Source organism: Peribacillus huizhouensis, from assembly GCF_014138605.1.
GTDB lineage: Bacteria > Bacillota > Bacilli > Bacillales > DSM-1321 > Peribacillus > Peribacillus huizhouensis.
The window spans coordinates 154,600-178,844 of the sequence record NZ_JACJHX010000001.1; the positions used below are offsets into that span (position 1 = coordinate 154,600).

General features: G+C 38.0%; 22 protein-coding genes. All 22 read right to left on the reverse strand.

Translation table 11 applies throughout. The features are described 5' to 3' along the window. Positions 1–3: 3 nt before the first annotated feature. The 22 genes from hslV to ffh all read right to left on the reverse strand — a co-directional run bounded on the left by hslV (position 4) and on the right by ffh (position 24,239). A complete protein-coding gene (gene hslV, locus HNP81_RS00725; protein ID WP_028392860.1) occupies positions 4–546 on the reverse strand; it encodes an ATP-dependent protease subunit HslV in 543 nt (180 codons plus the stop codon). A 23-nt stretch (positions 547–569) separates the two neighbouring features. Next, the gene (gene xerC / locus HNP81_RS00730; protein ID WP_182501268.1) at positions 570–1,472 is read right to left on the reverse strand and encodes a tyrosine recombinase XerC; all 903 of its coding nucleotides are present in this window, start codon (positions 1,470–1,472) and stop codon (positions 570–572) included. A gap of 61 nt (positions 1,473–1,533) precedes the next feature. Further along, the gene (gene trmFO / locus HNP81_RS00735) at positions 1,534–2,841 is read right to left on the reverse strand and encodes an FADH(2)-oxidizing methylenetetrahydrofolate--tRNA-(uracil(54)-C(5))-methyltransferase TrmFO (RefSeq protein WP_028392862.1); all 1,308 of its coding nucleotides are present in this window, start codon (positions 2,839–2,841) and stop codon (positions 1,534–1,536) included. 434 nt (positions 2,842–3,275) lie between these two features. Then, a complete protein-coding gene (topA, locus tag HNP81_RS00740; RefSeq protein WP_028392863.1) occupies positions 3,276–5,351 on the reverse strand; it encodes a type I DNA topoisomerase in 2,076 nt (691 codons plus the stop codon). 860 nt (positions 5,352–6,211) lie between these two features. Continuing rightward, a complete protein-coding gene (gene dprA, locus HNP81_RS00745; protein ID WP_246399199.1) occupies positions 6,212–7,027 on the reverse strand; it encodes a DNA-processing protein DprA in 816 nt (271 codons plus the stop codon). Between the two features lie 242 nt (positions 7,028–7,269). Then, positions 7,270–8,172 carry a succinate--CoA ligase subunit alpha gene (gene sucD, locus HNP81_RS00750; RefSeq protein ID WP_028392865.1) on the reverse strand — a complete coding sequence of 301 codons (903 nt, stop codon included), beginning with the start codon at positions 8,170–8,172 and terminating at the stop codon, positions 7,270–7,272. Positions 8,173–8,192: 20 nt separating this feature from the next. Next, entirely contained in the window at positions 8,193–9,353 is a 1,161-nt protein-coding gene (gene sucC, locus HNP81_RS00755; RefSeq protein ID WP_028392866.1) for an ADP-forming succinate--CoA ligase subunit beta, read from the reverse strand. A 298-nt stretch (positions 9,354–9,651) separates the two neighbouring features. Next, a complete protein-coding gene (locus tag HNP81_RS00760) occupies positions 9,652–10,731 on the reverse strand; it encodes a DUF871 domain-containing protein (protein ID WP_312859635.1) in 1,080 nt (359 codons plus the stop codon). 144 nt (positions 10,732–10,875) lie between these two features. After that, complete coding sequence (locus HNP81_RS00765; protein WP_182501270.1) at positions 10,876–12,240, reverse strand: PTS transporter subunit EIIC; 1,365 nt, start codon at positions 12,238–12,240, stop codon at positions 10,876–10,878. A gap of 264 nt (positions 12,241–12,504) precedes the next feature. Then, the gene (murQ, locus tag HNP81_RS00770; protein WP_182501271.1) at positions 12,505–13,407 is read right to left on the reverse strand and encodes an N-acetylmuramic acid 6-phosphate etherase; all 903 of its coding nucleotides are present in this window, start codon (positions 13,405–13,407) and stop codon (positions 12,505–12,507) included. A gap of 758 nt (positions 13,408–14,165) precedes the next feature. Then, complete coding sequence (locus tag HNP81_RS00775; RefSeq protein ID WP_028392870.1) at positions 14,166–14,465, reverse strand: EscU/YscU/HrcU family type III secretion system export apparatus switch protein; 300 nt, start codon at positions 14,463–14,465, stop codon at positions 14,166–14,168. Then, on the reverse strand, positions 14,462–16,306 hold the full coding sequence (locus tag HNP81_RS00780) for a TP0910 N-terminal domain-containing protein (RefSeq protein WP_182501272.1): 1,845 nt from the start codon (positions 16,304–16,306) through the stop codon (positions 14,462–14,464). Before HNP81_RS00780 ends, HNP81_RS00775 begins: the two co-directional genes overlap by 4 nt. A gap of 24 nt (positions 16,307–16,330) precedes the next feature. Then, positions 16,331–17,110, reverse strand: coding sequence for a ribonuclease HII (gene rnhB, locus HNP81_RS00785; RefSeq protein ID WP_235179165.1), 780 nt, complete (start codon positions 17,108–17,110; stop codon positions 16,331–16,333). A gap of 411 nt (positions 17,111–17,521) precedes the next feature. Continuing rightward, complete coding sequence (ylqF, locus tag HNP81_RS00790; protein WP_182501273.1) at positions 17,522–18,391, reverse strand: ribosome biogenesis GTPase YlqF; 870 nt, start codon at positions 18,389–18,391, stop codon at positions 17,522–17,524. An 18-nt stretch (positions 18,392–18,409) separates the two neighbouring features. Next, complete coding sequence (gene lepB, locus HNP81_RS00795; RefSeq protein WP_182501274.1) at positions 18,410–18,964, reverse strand: signal peptidase I; 555 nt, start codon at positions 18,962–18,964, stop codon at positions 18,410–18,412. Between the two features lie 402 nt (positions 18,965–19,366). Continuing rightward, positions 19,367–19,714: a 50S ribosomal protein L19 gene (rplS, locus tag HNP81_RS00800; protein ID WP_028392874.1), complete on the reverse strand. Its 348-nt coding sequence runs from the start codon at positions 19,712–19,714 to the stop codon at positions 19,367–19,369. A 129-nt stretch (positions 19,715–19,843) separates the two neighbouring features. Next, positions 19,844–20,578, reverse strand: coding sequence for a tRNA (guanosine(37)-N1)-methyltransferase TrmD (trmD, locus tag HNP81_RS00805; RefSeq protein ID WP_028392875.1), 735 nt, complete (start codon positions 20,576–20,578; stop codon positions 19,844–19,846). Next, positions 20,578–21,093 (reverse strand): ribosome maturation factor RimM, encoded by a 516-nt coding sequence (rimM, locus tag HNP81_RS00810; protein WP_182501275.1) that lies wholly within the window; start codon positions 21,091–21,093, stop codon positions 20,578–20,580. The genes trmD and rimM overlap by 1 nt, the downstream gene beginning before the upstream one ends. 10 nt (positions 21,094–21,103) lie before the next feature. Beyond that, a complete protein-coding gene (locus HNP81_RS00815) occupies positions 21,104–21,490 on the reverse strand; it encodes a YlqD family protein (protein WP_028392877.1) in 387 nt (128 codons plus the stop codon). A gap of 786 nt (positions 21,491–22,276) precedes the next feature. Next, positions 22,277–22,507: a KH domain-containing protein gene (locus tag HNP81_RS00820; protein ID WP_182501276.1), complete on the reverse strand. Its 231-nt coding sequence runs from the start codon at positions 22,505–22,507 to the stop codon at positions 22,277–22,279. A gap of 9 nt (positions 22,508–22,516) precedes the next feature. Further along, complete coding sequence (rpsP, locus tag HNP81_RS00825; RefSeq protein WP_028392879.1) at positions 22,517–22,789, reverse strand: 30S ribosomal protein S16; 273 nt, start codon at positions 22,787–22,789, stop codon at positions 22,517–22,519. Positions 22,790–22,898: 109 nt separating this feature from the next. Beyond that, positions 22,899–24,239: a signal recognition particle protein gene (gene ffh, locus HNP81_RS00830; RefSeq protein ID WP_028392880.1), complete on the reverse strand. Its 1,341-nt coding sequence runs from the start codon at positions 24,237–24,239 to the stop codon at positions 22,899–22,901. Positions 24,240–24,245 lie beyond the last annotated feature (6 nt).

A 24,245-nucleotide genomic window follows, 5' to 3' on the forward strand; every position in this document is an offset into this window, starting at 1 on the left:
CACTTACAATTCTTCTACAATAATATTTGTATTGGTAAACACGCAAATTTCGGCAGCAATATTTAAAGCTGATTGAGCGATTTCCTTTGCAGTTAAATGATCACCTGAGAATTGCTTTAAAGCTCGACCTGCAGCTAATGCATAGTTACCTCCAGATCCAATGGCAAGAATGCCATCATCAGGTTCAATAACTTCGCCAGTACCCGAAACAAGTAGTAAATCATGTTGATCCATGACAATGAGCATCGCTTCTAATTTGCGCAAAATATTGTCACTTCGCCATTGCTTTGCTAACTCAACAGAAGCTCTTTGTAAATTTCCATTAAATTCTTCAAGTTTCGCTTCAAACATTTCAAATAATGTAAAAGCATCCGCAACAGAACCAGCAAAACCAGCTAATACTTTTCCATTAAAAAGTCGACGTACCTTTCTCGCAGTATGCTTCATCACTACTGAATTTCCAAGTGTAACCTGACCATCGCCTGACATGGCACATTCACCTTTATGCACAATAGCAAAAATTGTAGTTGCATGAAATTCTCCCATAACGATTCTCCTTTATAAAGCGATTATGCTCGCGGATGTGATGCATTGTAGACTTTCCTTAATTGTTCTTTTGTTACATGTGTATAAATTTGTGTTGACGAAATTTTAGAATGTCCCAATAATTCTTGGACTGTTCTTAAATCCGCTCCATTATTCAAAAGATGTGTGGCAAACGAATGCCTTAACATATGAGGATGCAATTCTATTTTCTGTGCAGCTTTTTTAATAATCGCTGTTAGTATATAACGCACCCCTCTTGGTGTAAGTGGATCTCCACGAAAATTTATTAACAAAAAGGGATGAGACTTTGCATGTGAAGTCATCACTTTTGCCCTTGCATCATGTATGTAAGTTGCTATTGCATCTTTGGCATATTGACCCAACGGCATATAGCGATCTTTTTTTCCTTTACCATGTACTAAAACGGTTCCTAGTGAAAAATCAAGATCTTGAAGCTTAATATCACAGCCTTCACTGACACGTATCCCAGTTGCATATAACAATTCCAATAAAGCAGCATCTCTCAATCCCATCGGTGAATCAAGTTCTAGTGATAAAAACAGTTGATTCAACTCTTCTTCGTATAAAAAGCGCGGTAGCTTTTGATCTTTTTTAGGAAGTGATACAAGGGAAAAGGGGTTTTCTTTCACAAACCCCTCACGCATTAAAAATTTATAAAAACTCCGCAAGCAGGACGTTTTTCTTGCAACTGATCTTTTGGAAAGATTACATTCGTATAATTTTGTCAAAAATAAGCGCGCATCAAAATATTCAACAGAATCAATCGAGTTCATGCCTTGTTCATTCATGAACAAAACAAATTCTTCGATATCCCGTTGATAACTTTCAATGGTATAGTGTGAACAGTTTTTTTCAATTTGCAAATATTCTATAAAAGAAGATAAAGCTTGATTTGCCTGTAACATTCGGTACACCTCGCAAAGGCTATTAAATAGTATCACATATTAATATCGGAGGCAAACAAATTTACAAATTCTTCACAAATTTCTGAATTGTTTCCAATGCTCTTGATGCATGCTTCTCATTGCGTTCTTTTTTCCCTCTAATTTTCTCGTCAAGCTCTGGAAAGATCCCAAAATTCGCATTCATCGGCTGAAATGTTTTTGCGTTGGTTGAGGTTATATATCTCGCCATGCTACCGATTGCTGTTTCAGCTGGGAATACAACAGGCTCTTGTCCTAATACAATTTTCGCAGCATTTATACCTGCAGCAAGTCCGGATGCAGCTGACTCTACATATCCTTCAACCCCTGTCATTTGACCTGCAAAAAATAAATCTTCACGATTCTTAAATTGATAGGTCGGTTTTAATACTTTAGGTGAATTGATGAATGTATTTCGATGCATAACGCCATATCGTACAATTTCCGCATTCTCAAGACCTGGAATTAATTGAAGGACTTCCTTTTGAGGTCCCCATTTTAAATGTGTCTGAAAACCGACAAGATTGTAAAGAGTTCCAGCTGCATCATCTTGACGTAATTGAATAACTGCATAAGGTCTTTTCCCTGTTTTTGGATCTTCAAGACCTACAGGCTTAAGTGGGCCAAATAACATCGTTTTTTTCCCTCTTGATGCCATTACTTCAATCGGCATGCAGCCTTCAAAGAATATTTCCTTCTCAAATTCCTTAAGTGGAACGGTCTCAGCAGCAATAAGTGCTTCATAAAAACGGTTGAATTCTTCTTCAGTCATTGGACAATTCAAGTATGCTGCTTCTCCCTTATCATAACGAGATTTCAAATATACCTTATCCATATTAATGCTGTCTCTTTCAATAATTGGAGCAGCTGCATCGTAAAAATACAAATATTCTTCATCCATTATTTCTTGAAGCTTAGTAGAAAGCGCTTGGCTTGTTAAAGGTCCTGTCGCAATGATTGTCGGACCTTCAGGTATTTCTGTCATTTCTTCATTCAATACCGTAACATTGGGATGATTTCTCACCATTTCTGTCACTTTGCCTGCAAATTCATGCCGGTCAACAGCCAAAGCTCCTCCCGCTGGAACCGCACATGCATCTGCAGCTAGCATGATGACTGAATTCAACTGGCGCATTTCTTCCTTTAAGACTCCAACTGCGTTTGTTAAACCATTTGCACGCAAAGAGTTACTGCAAACAAGTTCAGCGAATTTATCTGTATGGTGGGCAGGTGTTTGCTTTACAGGCCGCATTTCGTATAGATTAACTTTAACTCCACGATTAGCTAGTTGCCAGACCGCTTCACTTCCAGCTAATCCAGCCCCGATTACATTGACAACTGTTTCTTTCATTCTACGTACCTCCGCATATAAATATGAATATGAATATCAAGTATATCAAGTATATGTAAATCATGCTTTATTTTCCTAAACACTCACAATGTGAAAATGTTTCTGTTAATATCAGCAATAGTAAATTATATAACCTACAGAAACTCCTTGTCCATTGCATTTTACCTTACATATTGGAAAGATGAAAGTTTCAAGCATTATCACCAATTATTCACCAATAAATACCTCATACACTTACATTTTTGTTAATAAAAGGAGCTGCTCTTTCATTAAGCGAAAGCAAGCACCAATTATAACAAAAAACTAGATGATGTGTAATTTTATTAAATAGACGCTCTAATCCACATAAAGGAAACTGCATTCAGTAGTGGTTTTACTTCCCGTTAAAACGGGATAAAAAATTAAAAAGGTGAGCTGTTCACTCACCTTAAGAACTAATTTTGTGGTGTTTCTTTATAATCACAGTTTACACACTGTACTTGTACGCCTTTTTTCAATTTTTTCTCTACTAAAGTTCCTTCACATTTCGGACATGGTCTTGGCAGTGGTTTATCCCAAGAGATAAAGTCACACTCTGGATAACGATCACACCCATAGAATAGACGGCGTTTTTTACTTTTTCTTTCAATTATATTACCTTCATGACATTTCGGACATTTGACACCGATTTCTTTCACAATCGGTTTTGTATTACGACAGTCTGGAAAATTACTGCAAGCCATAAATTTCCCATAGCGACCCATTTTAAATACCATTGGATTTCCGCATTCCTCACAGTCTTCGCCAGCTGGTTCATCCTTGATTTCTACTTTTTCCATTTCCGCTTCCGCTTTTATTAGATGGACTTCGAATTCCTTATAAAATTCGTCAATTACTTGGATCCATTCCATATTTCCTGCCTCAATATTATCGAATTCACGTTCCATTTTAGCGGTGAATGCCAAGTCAAGTACATCCGGAAAGAATTCCATAATTAATTCTAGAACAATTTCTCCTAGCTCTGTAGGAATAAAACGTTTATTATCGAGCGATACATACCCTCTTTTTTGAATTGTATCTAAAGTTGGCGCATACGTGGAAGGGCGACCTATACCTAATTCTTCAAGAGTTTTTACAAGTCTAGCCTCCGTATACCTTGGCGGCGGCTGGGTGAAATGCTGTTTCGGTTCAATGTCTTTTGCGAAAAACGTATCACCTTCGCTCACTTCAGGCAACATATTTTCTTTTTCTTCCACTGAATCATCTGTACCTTCAACATATACTTTCATGAATCCAGGAAACTTTATTTTGGAACCATTTGCTCTAAAAATAATATCAGTATTGATTAAATCAATTGTCATCGTATCCATAACTGCAGAAGCCATCTGACTAGATACTAAGCGCTCCCAAATTAATTTATATAGGCGGAATTGGTCTCTCGACAAATATTCTTTAATAGAACTCGGATCTCTAAGCGCACTTGTCGGCCGGATTGCTTCGTGTGCATCCTGGGAATTTGTTTGTTTTTTATCCTTACGTTCTTCCATTAGAATATATTCCTGACCATATGCACTACCAATAAAACTACGGACTTCTTCCTTAGCACTATCTGAAATACGAGTGGAATCAGTTCTCATATAAGTGATTAATCCAATCGTTCCACCTTTACCTAATTCGATCCCTTCATACAATTGCTGAGCTAACATCATTGTTTTCCTTGCACGAAAATTCAACTTTCTCGCAGCTTCTTGTTGAAGAGATGATGTTGTAAATGGAGCTGCGGGATTACGTTTTCTTTCCTTTTTTGTCACCTTATTGATTTTGAATTCACTTCCGGTGATAGCATCCAATATTTGTTTAACATCATGTTCTGACTTCAGTTCAACTCGTTCTCCTGCTTTACTAAAAAACGATCCTTCGAATTGGTCTGTACCTTTTAGAAAATCGGATTTAATTGTCCAATACTCTTCTGGTACAAAGCTCTTGATTTCTTTTTCCCTGTCAATGATCATCCGAACCGCAACGGATTGAACACGTCCAGCACTTAGACCCTTTTTAACTTTCTTCCATAATAATGGACTAATATTATATCCGACCAAACGATCAAGGATTCTTCGTGCTTGTTGTGCATCCACTAAATCCATATTGATTGGACGAGGTGTTTTAAACGATTCTTTAATTGCCTCTTTTGTAATTTCATTAAACACCACTCGACAATCTGACGCAATATCTACTCCAAGACTGTGAGCTAAGTGCCATGCAATCGCTTCCCCTTCTCTGTCGGGGTCAGCTGCGAGATAGATTTTCTTCGCTTTTTTTGCAGCTGTTTTCAATTCTTTTAATACTGGTCCTTTTCCTCGGATTGTAATATATTTCGGGTTATACTCATGTTCTACATCTACACCCATTTGACTCTTCGGCAAATCACGAACATGTCCCATAGAAGCTCTTACTTTATATTTCTTTCCTAAATAACGTTCTATTGTTTTCGCTTTCGCTGGTGATTCCACTATTACTAAGTATTCTGACATTCAATAAATCCTCCTCAAGAGGTAATATAAATCTTCACTATTATTAATCATACAAAAATCATTTGTCAATCTTCTTTGATTTTTTTTATTTTATCACAGATATAAGAAACCGTTTTCATAAATGGTTCTGAAATATTCAGCCTGATGCAAAATTATACCAACATTACAAAATTATCAACATTTTTATTAAATTTTTCTTTTCAAATCATAGACATTTTCAAGTGATACTTCTAAATTAGTAGATTAAACTTTTGTTATTTCCAACGTTATTATATGATTATGCTTGTTTTTCATTATAATCACATAACTATCTTTAAGAAATAGATTTTTTTAAAAAGTGTAGCTTCAATCAGTAGGCTTTTCTTCATCCCATACTGATTGTTAGTCCCGGTCTACTGTCTTCGTCTGGGTAACCCACATCCTGTGGGTGCAAACTTTACCTCTGCATAGCTCTCGGCAAGTTTCACTATATCTCACCAATCGAGCTTTTAAGTCAAAAATCAAGACGACTGGTGTAGGAACGTCTCCTAAGATTGCTCACGTCCTGTGAGCAACGTAGACGCCATCACATCTTGTGATAGTCCGACTAACACATATTTGGAATAGGGCGTAGAGTAGTTTGCTACGAGTATTACAGCTTGATCTTGAGTTGGGCTAGTATCCGCAACTAAATTAGGCAGTTATCCCCCCACCTACCGCTTTATCGATTCCTCTAATCCTTGAGGTGGGGGGACTACCCGTTTATGCCGATAAATCAGAGGACACCTCGAAAATAGACGTCCTCCTCCATTCAAATTTTTCATTTTCACTCACTAAGATTTAGCACCAATAACAGCTGATTATAATAGAAGAAAATAGGTTTAATATCTTTCGAACTCTACGTCAATATCCGTTGCTGAAAGTACCATCTTAGCTCCTTCTTGAATTAAGAAATTGGACCCAGCTGATAAATCACTCGTAATGTTACCTGGTAGGGCAAAAACCTCACGACCTTGCTCTAATGCGTGCTTCGCCGTTATTAAAGAACCACTTCTTTCCTTTGCTTCAACAACAAAAATCCCTTTGGATAGCCCACTTATAATTCGGTTTCTTACTGGAAACATCCATGGTTCAGGACGTCTAGATGGTGGAGTTTCTGAAATAAGCAATCCATATTTGATAATATTTGTGGCCAAGTGAATATTACTAACAGGATACATATGAAAGTGGCCACCTCCTAAAATACCGATTGTCTTTCCTCCGCAATCGAGTGCTATTCGATGTGCAGCAGCATCAATTCCTGTCGCTACACCACTAATAATGACATATTCTTTCTTAAGAAGGGGTGGCAATACCCTTTTTAGGGCCGCTACACCGTACTCAGACGGTTTTCTCGTTCCCACTACCCCTAAACTATGCTCATAGGTTAACAACCTTCTATCCCCTCTTAAATAAAGAACCCAGGGAGGATCATAAATTTGTTTTAAGAGGTTTGGATAATCATCATCCGCTATCGTAACAATTTCAATATCATTATTTTTATAATGTTGAATGATTTCTTGAATATTTATGCTATGGAGGTCTTGATAAAAAGTTTGTAGTTTTGCTGAAGAAATTGGAAGAGTACTTTGCCATTTGGGAAAGGAATTCGTATAAAGAGTATTCAGTGAGGGGTCTGCCAAAAGAATCTTCTTCATGGTTTGCCATCCTACACCACGACAATGGTGCAAATGTATGATTTTATCAGTAAAATCCAATTAGATCACTCCTAATGCGGTTTTTAACGAAGGGGAACGATCGTGAAGAGATAAATGGCTGCCTCAAAAGAGAGAATTACCTCGAACTCTACAAACAGTATTGCATACATACATACGCACTGTTTTTTTCGTAGTTTCGGAATATTATCTCTTGCTTTTGAAGCAGTCCAATTTATCGATTATTAATTTGTCTTACATTGTTCGTAGATGCCCTTTTCTTTTAGGACAGTAATTAGTGTTTCACCCATGACAGATGGAGTTTCAGCGACTTTGATTCCACATTCATTCATAACGCGGATTTTTTCATCTGCTGTCCCTTTTCCTCCAGAGATGATTGCACCAGCATGTCCCATTCTTTTTCCTGGAGGGGCTGTGCGTCCACCAATGAAGCCAACAACCGGTTTCGTCATATTAGCTGCTACCCATTTAGCAGCTTCTTCTTCAGCTGTTCCACCAATTTCACCAATCATGATGACTGCATATGTTTCAGGGTCTTCATTGAACGCTTTAAGAACATCGATGAAGTTTGTTCCGTTAACTGGATCTCCGCCAATTCCGACGGCTGAAGTTTGGCCAATTCCTGCTTGTGTCAATTGATGAACGGCTTCATACGTTAACGTACCAGAACGAGAAACGACACCAACATGACCTTTTGTATGAATGTATCCAGGCATAATACCTATTTTACATTCATCAGCTGTAATAACGCCTGGACAGTTTGGTCCAATTAAGCGAGTCTTCTTGCCTTCCATATAACGCTTAACTTTCACCATATCCATAACTGGGATGTGTTCTGTAATACAGATTGCAAGATCTAATTCTGCATCTGTTGCTTCAAGAATTGCATCTGCTGCAAACGGAGCTGGTACATAAATCACGGATGCAGTGGCACCAGTTGCACGAACAGCTTCAAGTACCGTGTTAAAAACTGGCACACCTTCAACTTCAGTTCCACCTTTTCCTGGCGTTACTCCACCGACAATCTTAGTCCCATATTCCAACATTTGTTTTGTGTGAAATAAAGCCGTTGAACCAGTAATACCTTGAACAATGACTTTAGTATCTTTATTAATAAATACGCCCATTTTTGGTCCCCCCTGCCCTTTTATCCTACAAGTGATACGATTTTTTGTGCACCGTCTGCCATAGATTCAGCAGGTGTTAAATTCAAACCGGAATCTTTTAAAATTTGTTTACCCAAATCAACGTTTGTTCCTTCAAGACGAACAACAACTGGAACATCAAGTCCTAATTGTTTCGCAGCTTCAACTACTCCTTCAGCAATTACATCACATTTCATAATTCCGCCAAAAATGTTAACAAAAATACCTTTTACATTTTTGTCAGATAAAATAATTTTAAATGCCTCTGTTACTTTTTCCGCAGTAGCACCACCGCCAACATCAAGGAAGTTTGCTGGGTCTCCGCTATAATGTTTGATGATATCCATCGTAGACATCGCAAGACCTGCACCGTTAACCATGCAACCGATGTTGCCCGTCAAAGAAATATAGCTTAAATCATATTTCGAAGCTTCAATTTCTTTTGGATCTTCTTCATCAAGATCACGGTATTCTAATATATCTTTGTGACGGAATAAAGCGTTATCATCAAAGTTCATTTTTGCGTCCAAAGCCATTACATTTCCATCACCAGTTATGACTAGTGGATTAATTTCTGCAATGGAACAGTCTTTTTCAACAAAAGCAGTATATAGACCTAACATGAACTTTACAGCTTTATTGACTAATTCCTTAGGGATATTAATGTTAAATGCAATTCTTCTAGCTTGAAAGCCTGTTAAACCTACTACTGGATCAATAACTTCCTTGAAGATTTTTTCAGGCGTCTTTTCTGCCACTTCTTCAATCTCTGTTCCGCCTTCTTCTGAAGCCATTAGAACGACACGAGATGTATCACGGTCCAATACAAGACCTATATAGTATTCTTTCTTAATGTCGCAACCTTCCTCAATTAACAGACGTTTTACTTCTTTCCCTTCAGGGCCAGTTTGGTGAGTAATAAGTGTTTTCCCAAGAATTTCTGCTGCATATGTACGCGCTTCATCAAGATTTTTCGCAACCTTAACACCGCCAGCTTTACCACGGCCGCCTGCATGAATTTGAGCTTTCACAACAACAACATCTGTTCCTAATTCTTTTGCAGCTTCAACTGCTTCCTCAACAGTAAAGGCTACACGGCCATTCGGAACAGATACCCCGTATTGTCTGAGGATCTCTTTACCTTGATACTCATGGATATTCATTTCCCATCCTCCTTGTCAACTATAAAACAATTATAATGATAAAACGCAAAACTAAAATCCCATTTAACACCAATACCGATTTATGTACATGTTAAAAAGTTAGAATGAATAACATTCCTTTTAATCCATTTCATCGAATTGGCTCATATTCCTCTGTGGCTAACAGAGAAAACAAGTAATATATATAGCGTTTTCACATGGGATAAAATAGCCTGCGGTTTCATTGTATATAATGTAATTTTAATTGTCTACTTAAACGTACAAAACTTTTCTACAATTCTTTTTATTCCAAGAATAGCTAATCTAATAAAATGTTTATTATTGTGAATCCTTGACCTGATTTTATATACTTTAATAGATTTAAGTCTTGTTCAATAACTCGTCCCACTACATTTACTTTTTCATTAATTGGTAAATTTTTTTTGACAATCTGTAATTCCCCATGATAACGACCATACTGCTCATTATCAATTGTTATACTACCTATTGCTCTTTCAGTCGTATTCTCGGGATGAATGATATAATTCTTGTTCGCAGTATAAGTTCTTGAAGTTTTTGATCGGATGACGTCTCTTGCAGCATCCATCCGATTATGATGATTAAGAGCGATGATGGATTTTGTCGGTGGGTGTTGTGTATGGATTGTACTTCTTAGCGGAATTGACCCATCGACCATTTTCTCAAATTGTAAAAGGGTATCTTTTTGTAGCGAAATGTCTCCTATCGCAACTTTATCAACATTACACTCATGAATTAACTCAAGAAAAGATTGGAAGGGAGGCTCATTACGATGTTGCTCAAGTGTAGGCAATCCTTCGTTAAGTGGACCTCTTAGCAACTTATCTCCCGGAACAAATGCCATTACTTTAAATCCTAATTTCTTAAGCATGATGTTTTGTTTTATAAAGTCATTCTTATCTAGTCCTGTTTCGATACGTGGATAATAATTATGCCAGGCCTCAACTTGATTCAAATTGATGTTTGCTTTTAGTAGATCTTGAACAAAGTCAAGAGTAATTGTACTTGCATTTAACGCAATCTTCATAGTATGTGAAAGTTTAGCAACTGTAATAGGCTCCAATCCATAATCTAGCCTTAATCCATTTACTCCCCACGTCTTTATTTCTTCGATCGTATCGGGTGTGAATCCTAAGAGCTGAAAAGAAACAGGGGAAATATCGGCGACCAAGTCCATGTTGTATGTTCGTGCCTGCCTACCTAAAGTTTTCAGTAAATCTTTAAAATGAGTCGTATCATCTTCAAGGATATGCAGAGAGGTAAAAATAAACTGAAATCCAGCCTGTGACATTTCTTTTAGGTACGTTTCTTGTTCTTCATCACTTCTATTACCAAGATAAACAGAACATCCTAACATCATATTCCTCCAATACTAGTCGTTTTAATTTCAAACAAAAGAGTCAGACCACGCACCCATAATACACAGTTCAAATTACACGTACGTACAACTATGAACTGAGTAAATAGTGCGAGATCTGACTCTCTTTTGGAGACCCTCTTTCCATCACTTAATATGTTCAGCCATTTCTTCTTTAAAACCGAAAAAGTAAGTGAAAATAAAACCAAAAGCATATGCAACCAAAAGGCCTAAAAAATACATTAAATATTTGCCGTCAATTAGTGGAATGAGTGATAAACCTGATACCCCTATCCCTGTTGATGCTGTTTTTACAAATGCTTGGAAGGCTCCGCCCATTGCCCCACCAAGACAAGCTGTTAAAAAGGGGCGTCCTAGCGGCAGGGTAACCCCATAAAGTAGTGGTTCGCCAATACCTAAAAATCCAACCGGTAACCCACCTTTGATAACATTCTTCAATTTTTTATTTTTCGTTTTTACAAAAATTGCAATTGCCGCACCTACTTGGCCAGCACCAGCCATCGCTAAAATAGGCAGCAGAATTGTAACGCCAGTACTAGAGATTAATTCCATATGAATCGGCGTTAAGCCGTGATGCAAGCCAACCATTACAATCGGTAAAAATGTACCTGCAAGTATAAACCCGGCAAATACTCCACCATATTCGATAATCGCATTGATTCCATTAGTAATTCCAGCTGTAAAATAACCGCCTATTGGCTGTATTAACAATAACGTTAAGAATCCAACAAATAAGACCGTAATTAAAGGGGTAAAAATAATATCAATGGCATTTGGGATGAATTTACGAACACTTTTTTCAGTGGCAGCCATTAGCCAAGCTACAAAGATAACCGTAAATAATCCCCCACGTCCCGGTTGTAGCATTTCTCCAAACAATTCTACATTGGCAAGGGCAGGGTTAAAGATAAAGATTCCTGCTATAGCTCCCAGTGCTGGTGTTCCGCCGAATTCTTTTGCCGTATTCCAACCGACCAGTACACCTAAATAGGCAAAAATTCCTCCACCCATAAATAATAATAACTGCATCCAAGTTGCTGTAGAATCGACTCCTGCATTCTTGGCAAAATTCGCTACTCCATTTATAATACCTGAAGCAACTAAAGCAGGGATTAGCGGGATAAAAATATTTCCGATTTTTCTTAGCAAATTTTTAAAAGGGGTATTGTTTTTCGAGCGGATTTCATTATGCTTTATCGTTGCTAAATCAGAAAATTCCTGGTCATTCAACTCACCTACCGCCAGGCCTGTAAGCGCACTCATTTCTAAGGCCACTTTATTGACCAATCCTGGTCCAATGACAATCTGCAGCATTTCATCCTCAATTACTCCCATTACCCCGTCTATCGCTTTAATTTCAGTAATGTTTACTTTGCTTGTATCGTTTAACTGTAACCGCAGTCTCGTCATACAATACGCAATTTGACGAATATTTGAATCGCCACCGACTTTTTCACTTATCTCTTTTGCTAATCGTTCTTCCTTCCTCATTACTCTCCCCCACTTTCTTTACTCGTTGACAAATAAATTTTCACAAAAACATCCATTAGCCTTTGCTCCCACCCGACGATGCAAATGGTTCAGGTTTCCCAAATCGGATCACCTTATGAAGATGGAGGTGTGGAGCTGATTTTGCGAAGCACTGGCCCTTATTCCCAAAAAAATATTCAACTCCATTTCAACTTTTAGGAGTTGTTTCAGTCTATGATGTCGACAAAGAAAACATGTATTAGGAGAGTTCAATTTTTACTAGTATTATTTTTTTGTTAAGTCTTCGATTGCTTCTTTTAATTTTCCATTATGTTTATTTAATGTTACTTGTACACTTTTTCCCTTAACCCCTGTCACGATGGCTAGAATAGCAGCTTTGACAGAACCATAGCTTCGTAAAGCATCGTCTGCGTCTGTTATAGAAATACCTGTTGCTTCTGCAACAATAGCTTTAGCCCGTTCACGAAGTTTTTCATTAGTTGGTTGAACATCAATCATTAAATTGCTATACACTTTATCCATTTTAATCATGCTTGCAGTTGTAAGCATATTTAATACTAGCTTTTGAGCTGTCCCTGCTTTCATTCTGGTCGAACCAGTAATTACTTCAGGTCCTGCTTCTACAAACATAGGTATATCGGCAACATTCCCCATTTCTGAGTCAGGACTGCATATTATAGCGCCCACAGTTGCCCCCAGTTCCTTCGCTTGTTTCATCGCTGATATTGTGTAAGGTGTTCGACCACTAGCAGCAATGCCAATCACACAGTCCTTCTCTGATACATGTAAACTTCTAATATCTTCTTTCGCTTGTTCTTGATCATCTTCCGCCCCTTCTACTGCATTTTGGAGCGCTCTCACACCACCGGCAATAAGACCAACTACAAGACTTGGATCAGTTCCATAGGTTGGCGGACATTCTGACGCATCAAGTACACCTAGCCTTCCACTTGTCCCAGCTCCAACATAAATTAACCTTCCACCTTTTTGGAAGGAATCAACAATTTCATCAACCATTTGAGCGATTTCTGGAAGAATAATTTCAACAGCAACTGGAACTTTTTTATCTTCATTATTAATCAGTTTAATGATGTCAACACTTGAAAGTTCATCGATATTCATCGTATTAGGATTTCTTTTTTCAGTTAATAACTTATTTAACTTCATGAACTTACTCCTCCTTTATCCCGCCTTAACGGGCAGTAATCCGACCCACCTCAAGGCTGAGAGGAATCGAAGAAGTGTAGGTGGAGGATAGCTGCCCGTAAAAGCCAGATTGGTGAGATACTGTGAAACTTACCTTTGCGATCTTCAAAGGTTTAGTTGAGGCCCACAGGATGTGGGTCACACAGACGTTGCCGCAGGACGCGGCGCACTTAGTCTGTGATTCATTATTTCGGGTTCGTAGTATCGCTTAATCTACGCGGTAGCGGAGATATTAGCGATACTAGAACGGGACTAACAATCAGCGGTGGATAAAAAAAACCACTGATTGAAGTTTCACTTTATTTCGTGGTAAAAAAATTAATTAGTATACAGTTTTATATCAAAATATATTCCGATAACTCTTTGCATATTCACCAAAATAAAAGAGTCAGACCCCACAACTACCATACACAGTCAATTTATTGTGTACGAAGTGTAAGTTCTGACTTTTATCCCTCATTAACTTAAAGTCCCCCCTACCTCAATTAAAGAAGCATAGGTGGGAATTACTGCCATTAGAAGCCTATTTAGTGAGGATTCTCAGTGAAACTTACCTTTGTTGTCTACAAAGGTTTAGTTGAGGCCCACTCGCTGGACGCGGCGTACTTAATCTGTGATTCTTTTTGGTCGTTTTACCAAATCAGTGTTGAGATTAGCGACACTTGAACGGGACTAACAATCAGTGTAGTATGAAGCCCCCCACTGATTGAAGTTTCACTTTATTGTTCATAACGTGAATATGCATTTTTTTGTTTTTCCGCTTCTTTATCCGCCTTATATACGAATGCAAACACTTCTGCAACCGCCATGTATAATTCTTCTGGTATCGTTTCATTAATATTCAGTTTACCAAGTAACTCTGCTAATGATGGATCTTCTTGAATCGGAATATTTCGCTCCTTAGCCGTTTTAAGTATGTTTTCTGCAATTTTGCCTTTTCCTTTTGCAAGTACTTTAGGAACTGATCCTTTTTTTCCATCGTATTGCAGGGCAATGGCTTCTTTTCGTTTATTATTCATATTCGTAAATCCAATCCATTATAAGTATCGTTCAGCTTTATTGAAGTTTGGGACATTTTCTTAAACTGAGCCTTTTTAGTCTCGTTATCAAAAACAATACTCGATAACTTATAGTCCATTCCTGCTAAATTTTTCTTTAGCACTGCGATAAATGGTGTAGCAAGCTCTTCAAGCATATCAGGGTGTTCATGAATAATCGAAACATTAATAACACGATTTTGAACACTCATATCAATGATTGTTTCTTCAAGGGATTCCAGTTCTAAATAAAAGATAATTCGGCAATATGCCGGATCAATCGTACCATCATTCTTTCTTCTACCCATCCATTGCATCGTTAAATCGGTTTGATGTGTCCCCATTGTTAACGGAATTTGCAATAATAGTTGTTGAAGTGGACCGTTTTCTTGAGCCAAAATTTGCTGAGCTGTAATTCGTTGAATAGCCTGCTCAGCTAAGTTTTTAACGGCAACTGGCAGATCATCCTGCAACAATTTCATTAATAATGGTTTTAACGTTTCCAATTGATGATCTGAAACTTGATTTTCCGTTGCTAAGCCATATTCAAAACCTAATCCCATTGTCGACATGATCTTTTTTAATGCAAAGGATAACGAGCCTGCATTCGAGAAATCGATTACTTTAAATTCGTTTTGTAAAATATATTTTAAAGCAATAGCTTGAGGATCCATTTTCTCCGTTACAATTTGTTCAGATGATGCAGTTTTTAGAAGAAGATCACCGATTTTGCTGCTTGCCTCTTTTACTATGTCTGGATTATTGTTTAATAGCTTTACAACTGGATTTTGTTCTTGGTTACCATTGTTTGCGCCCTTCGCTACAAAATTTGCATGAACAGCCAAAAGGAGTGTTTTTGTAAATGATGGGATATGTTGATTATGCCTTTCTCCAACATTACGTAATAATTGATTTAATTGGCTTAATATATCATTTGTTTCTATAGGCTGAATGATTTCTTGACTCGAAAGATACGATAAACTTTCCCTCACTACAGCAGCGGCATTGTTGTTTCCTGAAGGTAGGATTTTGTCTAGAAAAGCAGACAGTAGTTCTGATTCAGATAAATGATTAGGAATCAACCCAGTACTTTGCAGAAGTGTATAGGCCCCCTCCCGGACATTGGCCGGTGTTTCAGCTTTTAACCATAGCGAAAGAATTTTTTGCATGCCAGTTAATGCGATTAACTCTTCTTTAGGGCGCACTAAAGTTTCTAACAGTGCTTTTGTTTGCACTGAAGCAGGAGTATTTCTTTCATTTGTTAGTAAGTTTTGAAACAATGTTGATAGAATTAGATGCAATGGTTTTCCGTTTTCGACAGAGTGTAAAGCCATGAACACGTCATTTACAAACGGAAGTTCTTGAACAAGCATCGTTTTAATGATGGAAAGACCTTGATTCAATGTGCTAGAATGCTTTACAAACTCAAGTGACTCCCCTATAGTCTCTTTGGTAATCGGCAATTGATTTTTCAAAAAATAGTCTACTAGTACTGCGGCTTCTTTGCTATTCCCTATAAACAGATATGTTAATAACTGTTCTGCAACCTTATTACTTCCCATTTCTTTAGAAGAAATAGCTTCAAGAAGCTTTAAACGGACTTGACCTTCACCTGGTTGCACTTGAAGCCAATATCTTTCTCCGACCGTAAGTGGTACATCCAATGTTGCCATAACCAGTTGTGAACCTATCTGTACCGATGCTAGATTATTCGGAAACAACTTTGTCAATTTTCCTAGTAAAATTTGTCCACTATGAAAATTCCCTTTCTGTTGCAGTTCATCGCTCGGTCTTGTTTGCATCTGTAATTGAATCGGTTGCATTCTATCCTCCTAAAGCCATTGATTTTATTTATTGCCGAACATTTCTTTTAAAGGTGAAAAACTCTTCCTATGCCATGGAGTAATTCCAAATTGGTCTAATCCTTCTAAATGTGCTTTCGTTCCATAGCCCATATTCTTCTCAAAAGCATAATGAGGATACTGAATTGCATATTCTTTCATCATTCGATCTCGCGTCACTTTTGCCATGATTGATGCAGCCGCAATGGAGATACTTTTACTATCGCCTTTTATTATCGATAGCTGTGGGATAGGCACTTCTAATTTCATTGCATCGATTAGTAAATAGTCCGGTGTTATGCCTAGATTCGTTATCGCCATTAGCATTGCTTTCTTTGTAGCTTCATAGATGTTTATTTGATCAATTACTTCGCTTTCTATTATACCTGTACCGATAGCCACAGCTTGATCTCGAATGATTTCAAAAAAATGATTACGCTTCGTTTCTGATAACTGTTTAGAATCAGTAAGACCTGGACAGTAAAAATCTTCAGGAAGGATGACAGCACAGGCGACAACAGGCCCTGCTAGAGGCCCTCTTCCAACTTCATCAATTCCAACAACAACTGAGAAACCTTGTTTTCTAAGTTCTGTTTCATTTGTACACATTTGTTTAAATACTTCTTGTAATTGAAACTCCTTTTGATAACGATTTTTCCATTTCAATAAAAGGTCGCCTACACCTTTTCTCTCATCCATTTTACATTGATCAAGAAAAGGGTCATTTGGTTCTGTAATTGTTAACAGTTTTTCGGCAATGTCCTTTATTTTCATATTATTTGTCATTTTTATCACCTTCGTATTATTTATCGGCATCTTTATACGTTTCATAATCGATAAAGCGAGACTTCAATCAGTGGAGATTGGCTTCATCCCCCACTGATTATGGTTAGTCACATTCTAGTGTCGCAAAATCTTCGATAAAGCGACACTACCGACCTAATTCAACGAAATCAGACTAAGTACGCCACGTCCTCATGTCTTAGTTTAAGTGACCCACATCGTATGGGCACAAACTTTACCTCTGCGTAACTCTCGGTAAGTTTCACTGTATCTCATCAATCGGGCCTACCTACGTTTCCTCGATTCCTCTGAGCCTTGAGGTGGAGTTTTGACTTTCCGTTAATGCGGGACAAAACAAAAAAGCAGGAATTTGCATAAAACAGCTTGGCTGTTTATATACACTCCTGCTCATATTCATTCTTCTGTTTGTTCAATGGAATCACTAGGCTTTTCAAAGGTTAATGATCCCATCTTTTGAGAACGGATTTCACGAACAACCAGCTCGGCTGTTTTATCGTAATCAACCATTCCTCCACCTGCTAAACATCCGCGAAATTTTCCGATCGCATCAAATAGCTCAACTGTTTCTGTTGGAATTACATCAAGATTATAGCGTTCCTTTAAACGTGCAGGATATTCTCTTTCCAAAAAACGAAGACCGTATAAAGAAATTTCATGTAGATTTAATAAAGTATCTTTAATAGCTCCTGTCAACGCAAGCTTCATACCAACCTCTTGATCCTCAAATTTCGGCCATAATATACCTGGCGTGTCCAATAACTCAAGCTCTTTACCAACCTTAATCCACTGCTGTGCTTTTGTTACACCTGGTGTATTACCAGTCTTTGCAATATTTTTCTTTGCTAATCGATTAATAAGCGTCGACTTACCTACATTCGGAATACCAACTATCATGGCACGAATCGCTCTTGGTTTGATTCCTTTTGCTTTCATGCGATCAAATTTATCTTTCAGTAGCTCTTTCGATGCTGCAGTTATTTGACCAAGACCTTGTCCTTCTTGTGAATTAATCGCAATGGCTTTTTTCCCTTGAGACTGATAATAAGCAAGCCATTCCTTCGTTCTGACAGGATCGGCCATATCAGCTTTATTTAATAAAATAACTCTTGGCTTGTGTTGAATGATCTCATCTATCATCGGATTACGTGATGATAAAGGAATTCTTGCATCAACCAGCTCATAAATAATATCAACTAATTTTAGTTTTTCCGTTACTTCTCTTCTCGCTTTGGCCATATGGCCTGGGAACCACTGTATCGTCAACGGAATCCACCTTCCTAACTATTCAACCAATCTAAATTTATTAATTGGCCAATAAACTAATTTTGTTTTGCCTACCACCTTATCGAATGGTACATACCCAATATGCCGGCTGTCTTTACTTGCGCGTCTGTTATCTCCCATTACAAAGAGATGTCCGTTGGGTACTGTGTCACTTTGGGTAATATTCATTAAAGTAAATGATTCAGTTAATGGACCGCCATCTGTCAGTTGTTTCTTAAATTCATCTAAATACGGCTCAGAATAAGCTTTTCCATTAACATATAAGGTATCATCGTCATATTCAATTTTATCTCCTGGAAGACCGATTATCCGCTTTATGTAATCTTTACCTTCTGGAGCATGAAAAACGATGATATCAAAGCGATCTGGATCGCTTATTTTGTAATTGAATTTATCGACAATCATTCGCTCTTGTGTATCCAGAGTAGGAGCCATGGAATATCCATCTACGACAATTGGTGCAAACAGGAAGTAACGAATGACTAAAACTAGGAAAACAGCAATCACAATCGCCTTTGTCCATTCCCAAATCTCATTCTTTTTCTTTGCCACAATAATCCCCCCTTGTAGTGAAGCTCACTTTCATTTTACTAGCATAAAGGGAAACTTCAATCAGTGGGGGGTCTTCATCCCCCACTGATTGTTAGTCCCGTTCTAGTGTCACTAATATCTCAGTTCTACTTCGATAAAGCGGGATAAAGGAGAAGGAATACGATCAGGTATCATATATGAGGTCTATCTCACTTCGGATACAAAAAAGGAGCCTGATAAACAAGCTCCTAATTTAACCCGCATTAACGGTCGTTCCCCCAACAGGGATAAACTATCCGTAAAAGCCCGATTGATTCATCTTCTGCCACTGGGGTCTACTCCCCAATGACGGAAGGTGAATTTATATACTATTTCTGTTTAGTTCAGTTTGGTTAACACGCAAAATCAAGGAGATTTAGCGGATTAGCGGCGCATCTCTTTAATACGCGCTTTTTTACCACGAAGCTCGCGTAGGTAGTAAAGTTTAGCACGACGGACTTTACCGAAACGAACTACTTCTAATTTAGCGATTTTTGGTGAATGTAATGGGAATGCACGCTCCACACCAACACCGTATGAAATTTTACGAACTGTGAAAGTTTCGCTGATTCCACCACCGCGGCGTTTAATTACTACACCTTCAAATAACTGGATACGTTCGCGAGTACCCTCAACTACTTTTACGTGTACACGTACAGTGTCACCAGGACGGAACGCTGGAAGATCAGTGCGAAGTTGTTCTTTTGTAATTTCTTGAATAAGTTGTTGCATATTTATCTACTCCTCCCGGATGCTCTTGCCAACATTACCGTTGCAGCGGAACATCGTTATAAGACTGAACATTATTGCCCAAGTCACGAAAAATATCATATCATAATTAAGGAAAAATTACAAGTATCGTTATTTTTCTTTTTGAATCTCTGCTAATAATTTTTTTTCAATATCATTTAATGAGTAGTTTTCTAACAAATCAGGACGGCGATTCCACGTTCTTCGCAGTGATTCCTTGATTCGCCACTCATCAATTTTCTTGTGATTTCCAGAAATAAGCTCAGCTGGTACTTTCATCCCCCTAAAATCAGAAGGTCTTGTATAATGTGGGTGCTCTAGCAAGCCCGTTGAAAAAGAATCGTGGACTTGTGAGTCTTCATTTCCAAGCACACCTGGCAAAAGCCTTACAACGCTATCTATAACGACCATGGCCCCTAGCTCACCGCCAGTTAGTACATAGTCACCAATTGAAATTTCATCCGTTACAACATGTTCCCTAATACGTTCATCATATCCTTCGTAATGACCGCAAATGAAAATTAAATGATCTTCTTTCGCTAATTCTTCTGCCTTCTGTTGAGTATAACGTTCTCCTTGCGGGCACAGAAGAATGACTTTGGGTTTTGTCTCGGAATGAGCACTTAGGGCATCAACAGCATCGAAAATCGGCTGCGGCTTTAAAACCATACCAGCTCCACCGCCATATGGATAATCGTCAACCGTTGAATGCTTATTATCGGCATAATCACGAAAATTCGTAACTTGAAAAGTAACGGCATCTTTCTCATTCGCTTTTTTCAATATCGAAGAACCGAAAACACCTTCGAACATTTCTGGAAACAAAGAGAGGACATCAATTTTCATCAATCAAGCAATCCTTCCATTGGCGTAATGATGATCTTTTTGTTCGCAATATCCACTTCTTTTACAATCTGTTTAATATAAGGGATTAAGACATCTTTGCCTTTTTGACCTTTCACAACCCAAACATCATTTGCTCCAGGTGTTAAAATTTCATGGATTTGACCAATTTCTTCACCAGTATCTGTAAAAATCATACACCCAATAATTTCATGAAAATAAAACTCATTTTCATCCAATTTGCCAAGTTGTGTTTCTGGCACTTTGAGGATCCCATCTCTAAGTGATTCTACCATGTTAACATTGTAATACCCTTCAAAGGTTAATAAATCAAAATTCTTATGTTTACGATGGCTTTCAATCGTGAGCGCAATCGGTTTATCATTTCCTTTAAACAGATGTAAGACATTTTTGGGCTTGTAACGCTCATCCGCAAAGTCCGTTTTAGATATGACTCGAACTTCTCCTTTGATTCCATGTGTATTGACAATTTTCCCTACATTAAACCATTTTTCCATCTTATCACCTCTAACGAATTTCAGAGACAATTCCATCCTTAATCACAATCGTTTTTGTGTGTATGATTTCGTCCCAGTTGTCACCTATTTCAACATTTACAATACCTTGGATTTCACGTTCTTTTAGCTCGCTACCAATTGGTAATATTTCCAATTGTTCAATTTGAAATTCTATTAGCTTAATTTTATCTTGCCGTTGATTTACTTCTTTTTCAAAGTGAGTACGAAGACTAGCTGGTTGGAAATTTCTCGTTTTCTCTAATTTCTTCAATTCAAAGCGCAATTGTTCTGATTCTTTTTGAAGTTGAAGACGTTTGGATTTGTAATTTTCAAGGAGTTGATTCTTGCTGGTCTCTGTTAATACTTGATTAACGATAACTGATTTTATTATTTTCATTCCAGCGCCGCCTCCTACATATTTGTATTTCTTTCATGTACACCTATAATGGGAAACTTCTATTAGTGGGGATTTTTCATCCATCCCTCACTGATTGTTAGTCTCACATTAGTGTTGCTAATATCTTTCACTTCGTTCAATTGACAGTACGAACTAAGGATTACTGAATCACAAACTAAGTACGCCCTTTAGTCTATCGTCTGTGAGCGCATACTTTACTTCTGTGTAACTCACGGTAAGATTTACTGGATCTCACCAATCAGGCTTTTACGGCAAGTTTCTCCACCTACAACTTCTTCGAATCCTTTAAGCCTTGAGGTGGGGTCTTGACTTTCCATTAATGCGGGGTAATTTGATAAGTATGAATCTTTTCAGCGATTTCGCTTTTGTTCTATATGTAATGATATAGTGGAACTTCAATCAGTAGTTTTTTTCATTCCCACTGATTGTTAGCCCGTTCTACTGTCGCTAAATTTTCGATAAAGCGACAGTACGAACCCGATTGGTTTAACTAAACCTCTGCTTACATATCGGTAAGTTTCACTGTATCTCACCAATTGGGGACTTACAGGCTGTTTATCCTCCACCTATTTATTTCTTGATTTTCTCACAAAAATTGAGGTGGGGATATTACAGCCTATTAAACCGGGATAATCATCTTTTATATGCTTATTTTATTATACCCAATATGTAATGATGATTTCATTTATTTGGCTTTACGGTAAAGATAATTCAAGAGTAGAACTATTTTTTTATTACAAAAAAAGGAGGGGTATTAACCCTCCCTTATTCGGAAATCTCCAAATAGATTTTCTTATGCTGTGAGGATCCTGCTGCATATACTACAGTCCGAATCGCCTTAGCTACACGCCCCTGTTTTCCAATGACCTTCCCCATATCCTCCTTATGAACAGAGAGGGTGTAAAGGATGCGGTCATCTTCTTCCCGAGAGATTACTCGAACATCGTCCGGGTGATCGACAAGAGCTGAAACAATTGTTTCAATTAAGTCTTTCATCTAGGAAAATTACTTACCTAGTTTTGCATTGTGGAATTTTTCCATAATGCCTTGGTTTGAGAATAAGTTACGTACTGTATCAGATGGTTTTGCACCGTCTTGTAACCATTTAAGAGCAAGCTCTTCGTTGATTTGAACTTGTGCAGGTTGAGTTACTGGATTGTATGTCCCAACAACTTCAATATAACGTCCGTCACGTGGTGAACGTGCATCTGCAACTACGATACGATAGAAAGGAGTTTTTTTAGCTCCCATGCGTTTTAAGCGAATTTTTACTGCCATTTTAAATAAGCACCTCCGAATAGTTTCACACAAGATAATATATTATCAAATGTCTAGCATGTTTGTAAAGGTTTTTTTCTTAACAGACGTGTGTAATCTGTTAAAAACTTTACATGAACGGGAGTTTAAATCCCTTTTTCTTGCCTTTAGGCATGTTTGTAAACTGTTTCATCATCTTCTTCATGTCCTCGAACTGCTTAAGTAAGCGATTTACTTCTTGAATCGATCGCCCACTTCCCTTGGCAATTCGTTTTTTTCGACCTGAATTAATGACTTCGGGATGTTCTTTTTCTTGAAGTGTCATTGAACGAATAATCGCTTCGACATGACCAATTTGCTTCTCATCAATAGAAAGATTATCCATCCCTTTGATTTTGTTTGCTCCAGGAAGCATTTTTAGTAAATCGTCAAGTGGACCCATATTTCTCACTTGGCCAAGTTGCTCGAGGAAATCATCAAACGTAAAAGATGCTGTTCGCATTTTTTTCTCAAGTTCTTTAGCCTTATCCTCATCGACGTTCATCTGTGCTTTTTCGATTAAAGTTAGGACATCCCCCATACCGAGAATCCTTGAAGCCATTCGTTCAGGATGGAACGCTTCTAGCGCATCCATTTTTTCGCCCATACCGACAAATTTAATCGGCGTGTTTGTAACCGAACGAATAGATAAAGCTGCTCCGCCTCGTGTATCTCCATCTAACTTCGTCAATACAACACCAGTCAAACCAAGCTGTTCATTAAAGCTTTGGGCAACATTCACAGCATCCTGACCAGTCATCGCATCAACAACTAGAAAAATCTCATCCGGCTTCGTCAATTCTTTAATGTCTTTCAATTCATCCATTAAGTTTTCATCAATATGAAGTCGTCCAGCTGTATCAATCAGCACATAATCATGATGTTCTTCCTTCGCCTTTACAATCGCCTGTTTTGCTATTTCAACAGGACTGACCTGATCACCGAGGGAGAAAACAGGCATATTAATTTGTTTACCAAGCGTTTCCAATTGCTTAATTGCAGCTGGACGGTAAATATCAGCAGCAACGAGCAATGGCTTTCGGTTGTATTTCTTTCTTAAAAGATTGGCAAGCTTTCCAGTTGTTGTCGTTTTCCCCGCACCTTGTAAACCGACCATCATAATGACAGTTGGCGGACGGGTAGACACAGCAATCTTACTTTGTTCGCCGCCCATCAGCTCAGTTAGTTCTTCTTTAACGACTTTTATGACCTGCTGACCAGGAGTTAAGCTTTTGAGAACTTCCTGGCCTACCGCTCTCTCACTCACACGTTTAACAAAATCTTTGACAACCTTAAAGTTAACATCGGCTTCAAGAAGCGCTAATCTAACTTCACGCATCATTTCCTTTACGTCCGCTTCGTTAACCTTTCCTTTGCCACGAATCTTTTGCATGGTGCCTTGCAGTCGGTCGGCTAATCCCTCAAATGCCATACATAC

Coding starts and splice junctions, on each gene's coding strand:
- hslV (WP_028392860.1), bottom strand. CDS start 546: ATGGGAGAATTTCATGCAACTACAATTTTTGCTATTGTGCATAAAGGT.
- xerC (WP_182501268.1), bottom strand. CDS start 1,472: ATGTTACAGGCAAATCAAGCTTTATCTTCTTTTATAGAATATTTGCAA.
- trmFO (WP_028392862.1), bottom strand. CDS start 2,841: ATGAAAGAAACAGTTGTCAATGTAATCGGGGCTGGATTAGCTGGAAGT.
- topA (WP_028392863.1), bottom strand. CDS start 5,351: ATGTCAGAATACTTAGTAATAGTGGAATCACCAGCGAAAGCGAAAACA.
- dprA (WP_246399199.1), bottom strand. CDS start 7,027: ATGAAGAAGATTCTTTTGGCAGACCCCTCACTGAATACTCTTTATACG.
- sucD (WP_028392865.1), bottom strand. CDS start 8,172: ATGGGCGTATTTATTAATAAAGATACTAAAGTCATTGTTCAAGGTATT.
- sucC (WP_028392866.1), bottom strand. CDS start 9,353: ATGAATATCCATGAGTATCAAGGTAAAGAGATCCTCAGACAATACGGG.
- HNP81_RS00760 (WP_312859635.1), bottom strand. CDS start 10,731: ATGATGTTAGGATGTTCTGTTTATCTTGGTAATAGAAGTGATGAAGAA.
- HNP81_RS00765 (WP_182501270.1), bottom strand. CDS start 12,240: ATGAGGAAGGAAGAACGATTAGCAAAAGAGATAAGTGAAAAAGTCGGT.
- murQ (WP_182501271.1), bottom strand. CDS start 13,407: ATGAAGTTAAATAAGTTATTAACTGAAAAAAGAAATCCTAATACGATG.
- HNP81_RS00775 (WP_028392870.1), bottom strand. CDS start 14,465: ATGAATAATAAACGAAAAGAAGCCATTGCCCTGCAATACGATGGAAAA.
- HNP81_RS00780 (WP_182501272.1), bottom strand. CDS start 16,306: ATGCAACCGATTCAATTACAGATGCAAACAAGACCGAGCGATGAACTG.
- rnhB (WP_235179165.1), bottom strand. CDS start 17,110: ATGACAAATAATATGAAAATAAAGGACATTGCCGAAAAACTGTTAACA.
- rplS (WP_028392874.1), bottom strand. CDS start 19,714: ATGCAACAACTTATTCAAGAAATTACAAAAGAACAACTTCGCACTGAT.
- trmD (WP_028392875.1), bottom strand. CDS start 20,578: ATGAAAATTGATGTCCTCTCTTTGTTTCCAGAAATGTTCGAAGGTGTT.
- rimM (WP_182501275.1), bottom strand. CDS start 21,093: ATGGAAAAATGGTTTAATGTAGGGAAAATTGTCAATACACATGGAATC.
- HNP81_RS00815 (WP_028392877.1), bottom strand. CDS start 21,490: ATGAAAATAATAAAATCAGTTATCGTTAATCAAGTATTAACAGAGACC.
- HNP81_RS00820 (WP_182501276.1), bottom strand. CDS start 22,507: ATGAAAGACTTAATTGAAACAATTGTTTCAGCTCTTGTCGATCACCCG.
- rpsP (WP_028392879.1), bottom strand. CDS start 22,789: ATGGCAGTAAAAATTCGCTTAAAACGCATGGGAGCTAAAAAAACTCCT.
- ffh (WP_028392880.1), bottom strand. CDS start 24,239: ATGGCATTTGAGGGATTAGCCGACCGACTGCAAGGCACCATGCAAAAG.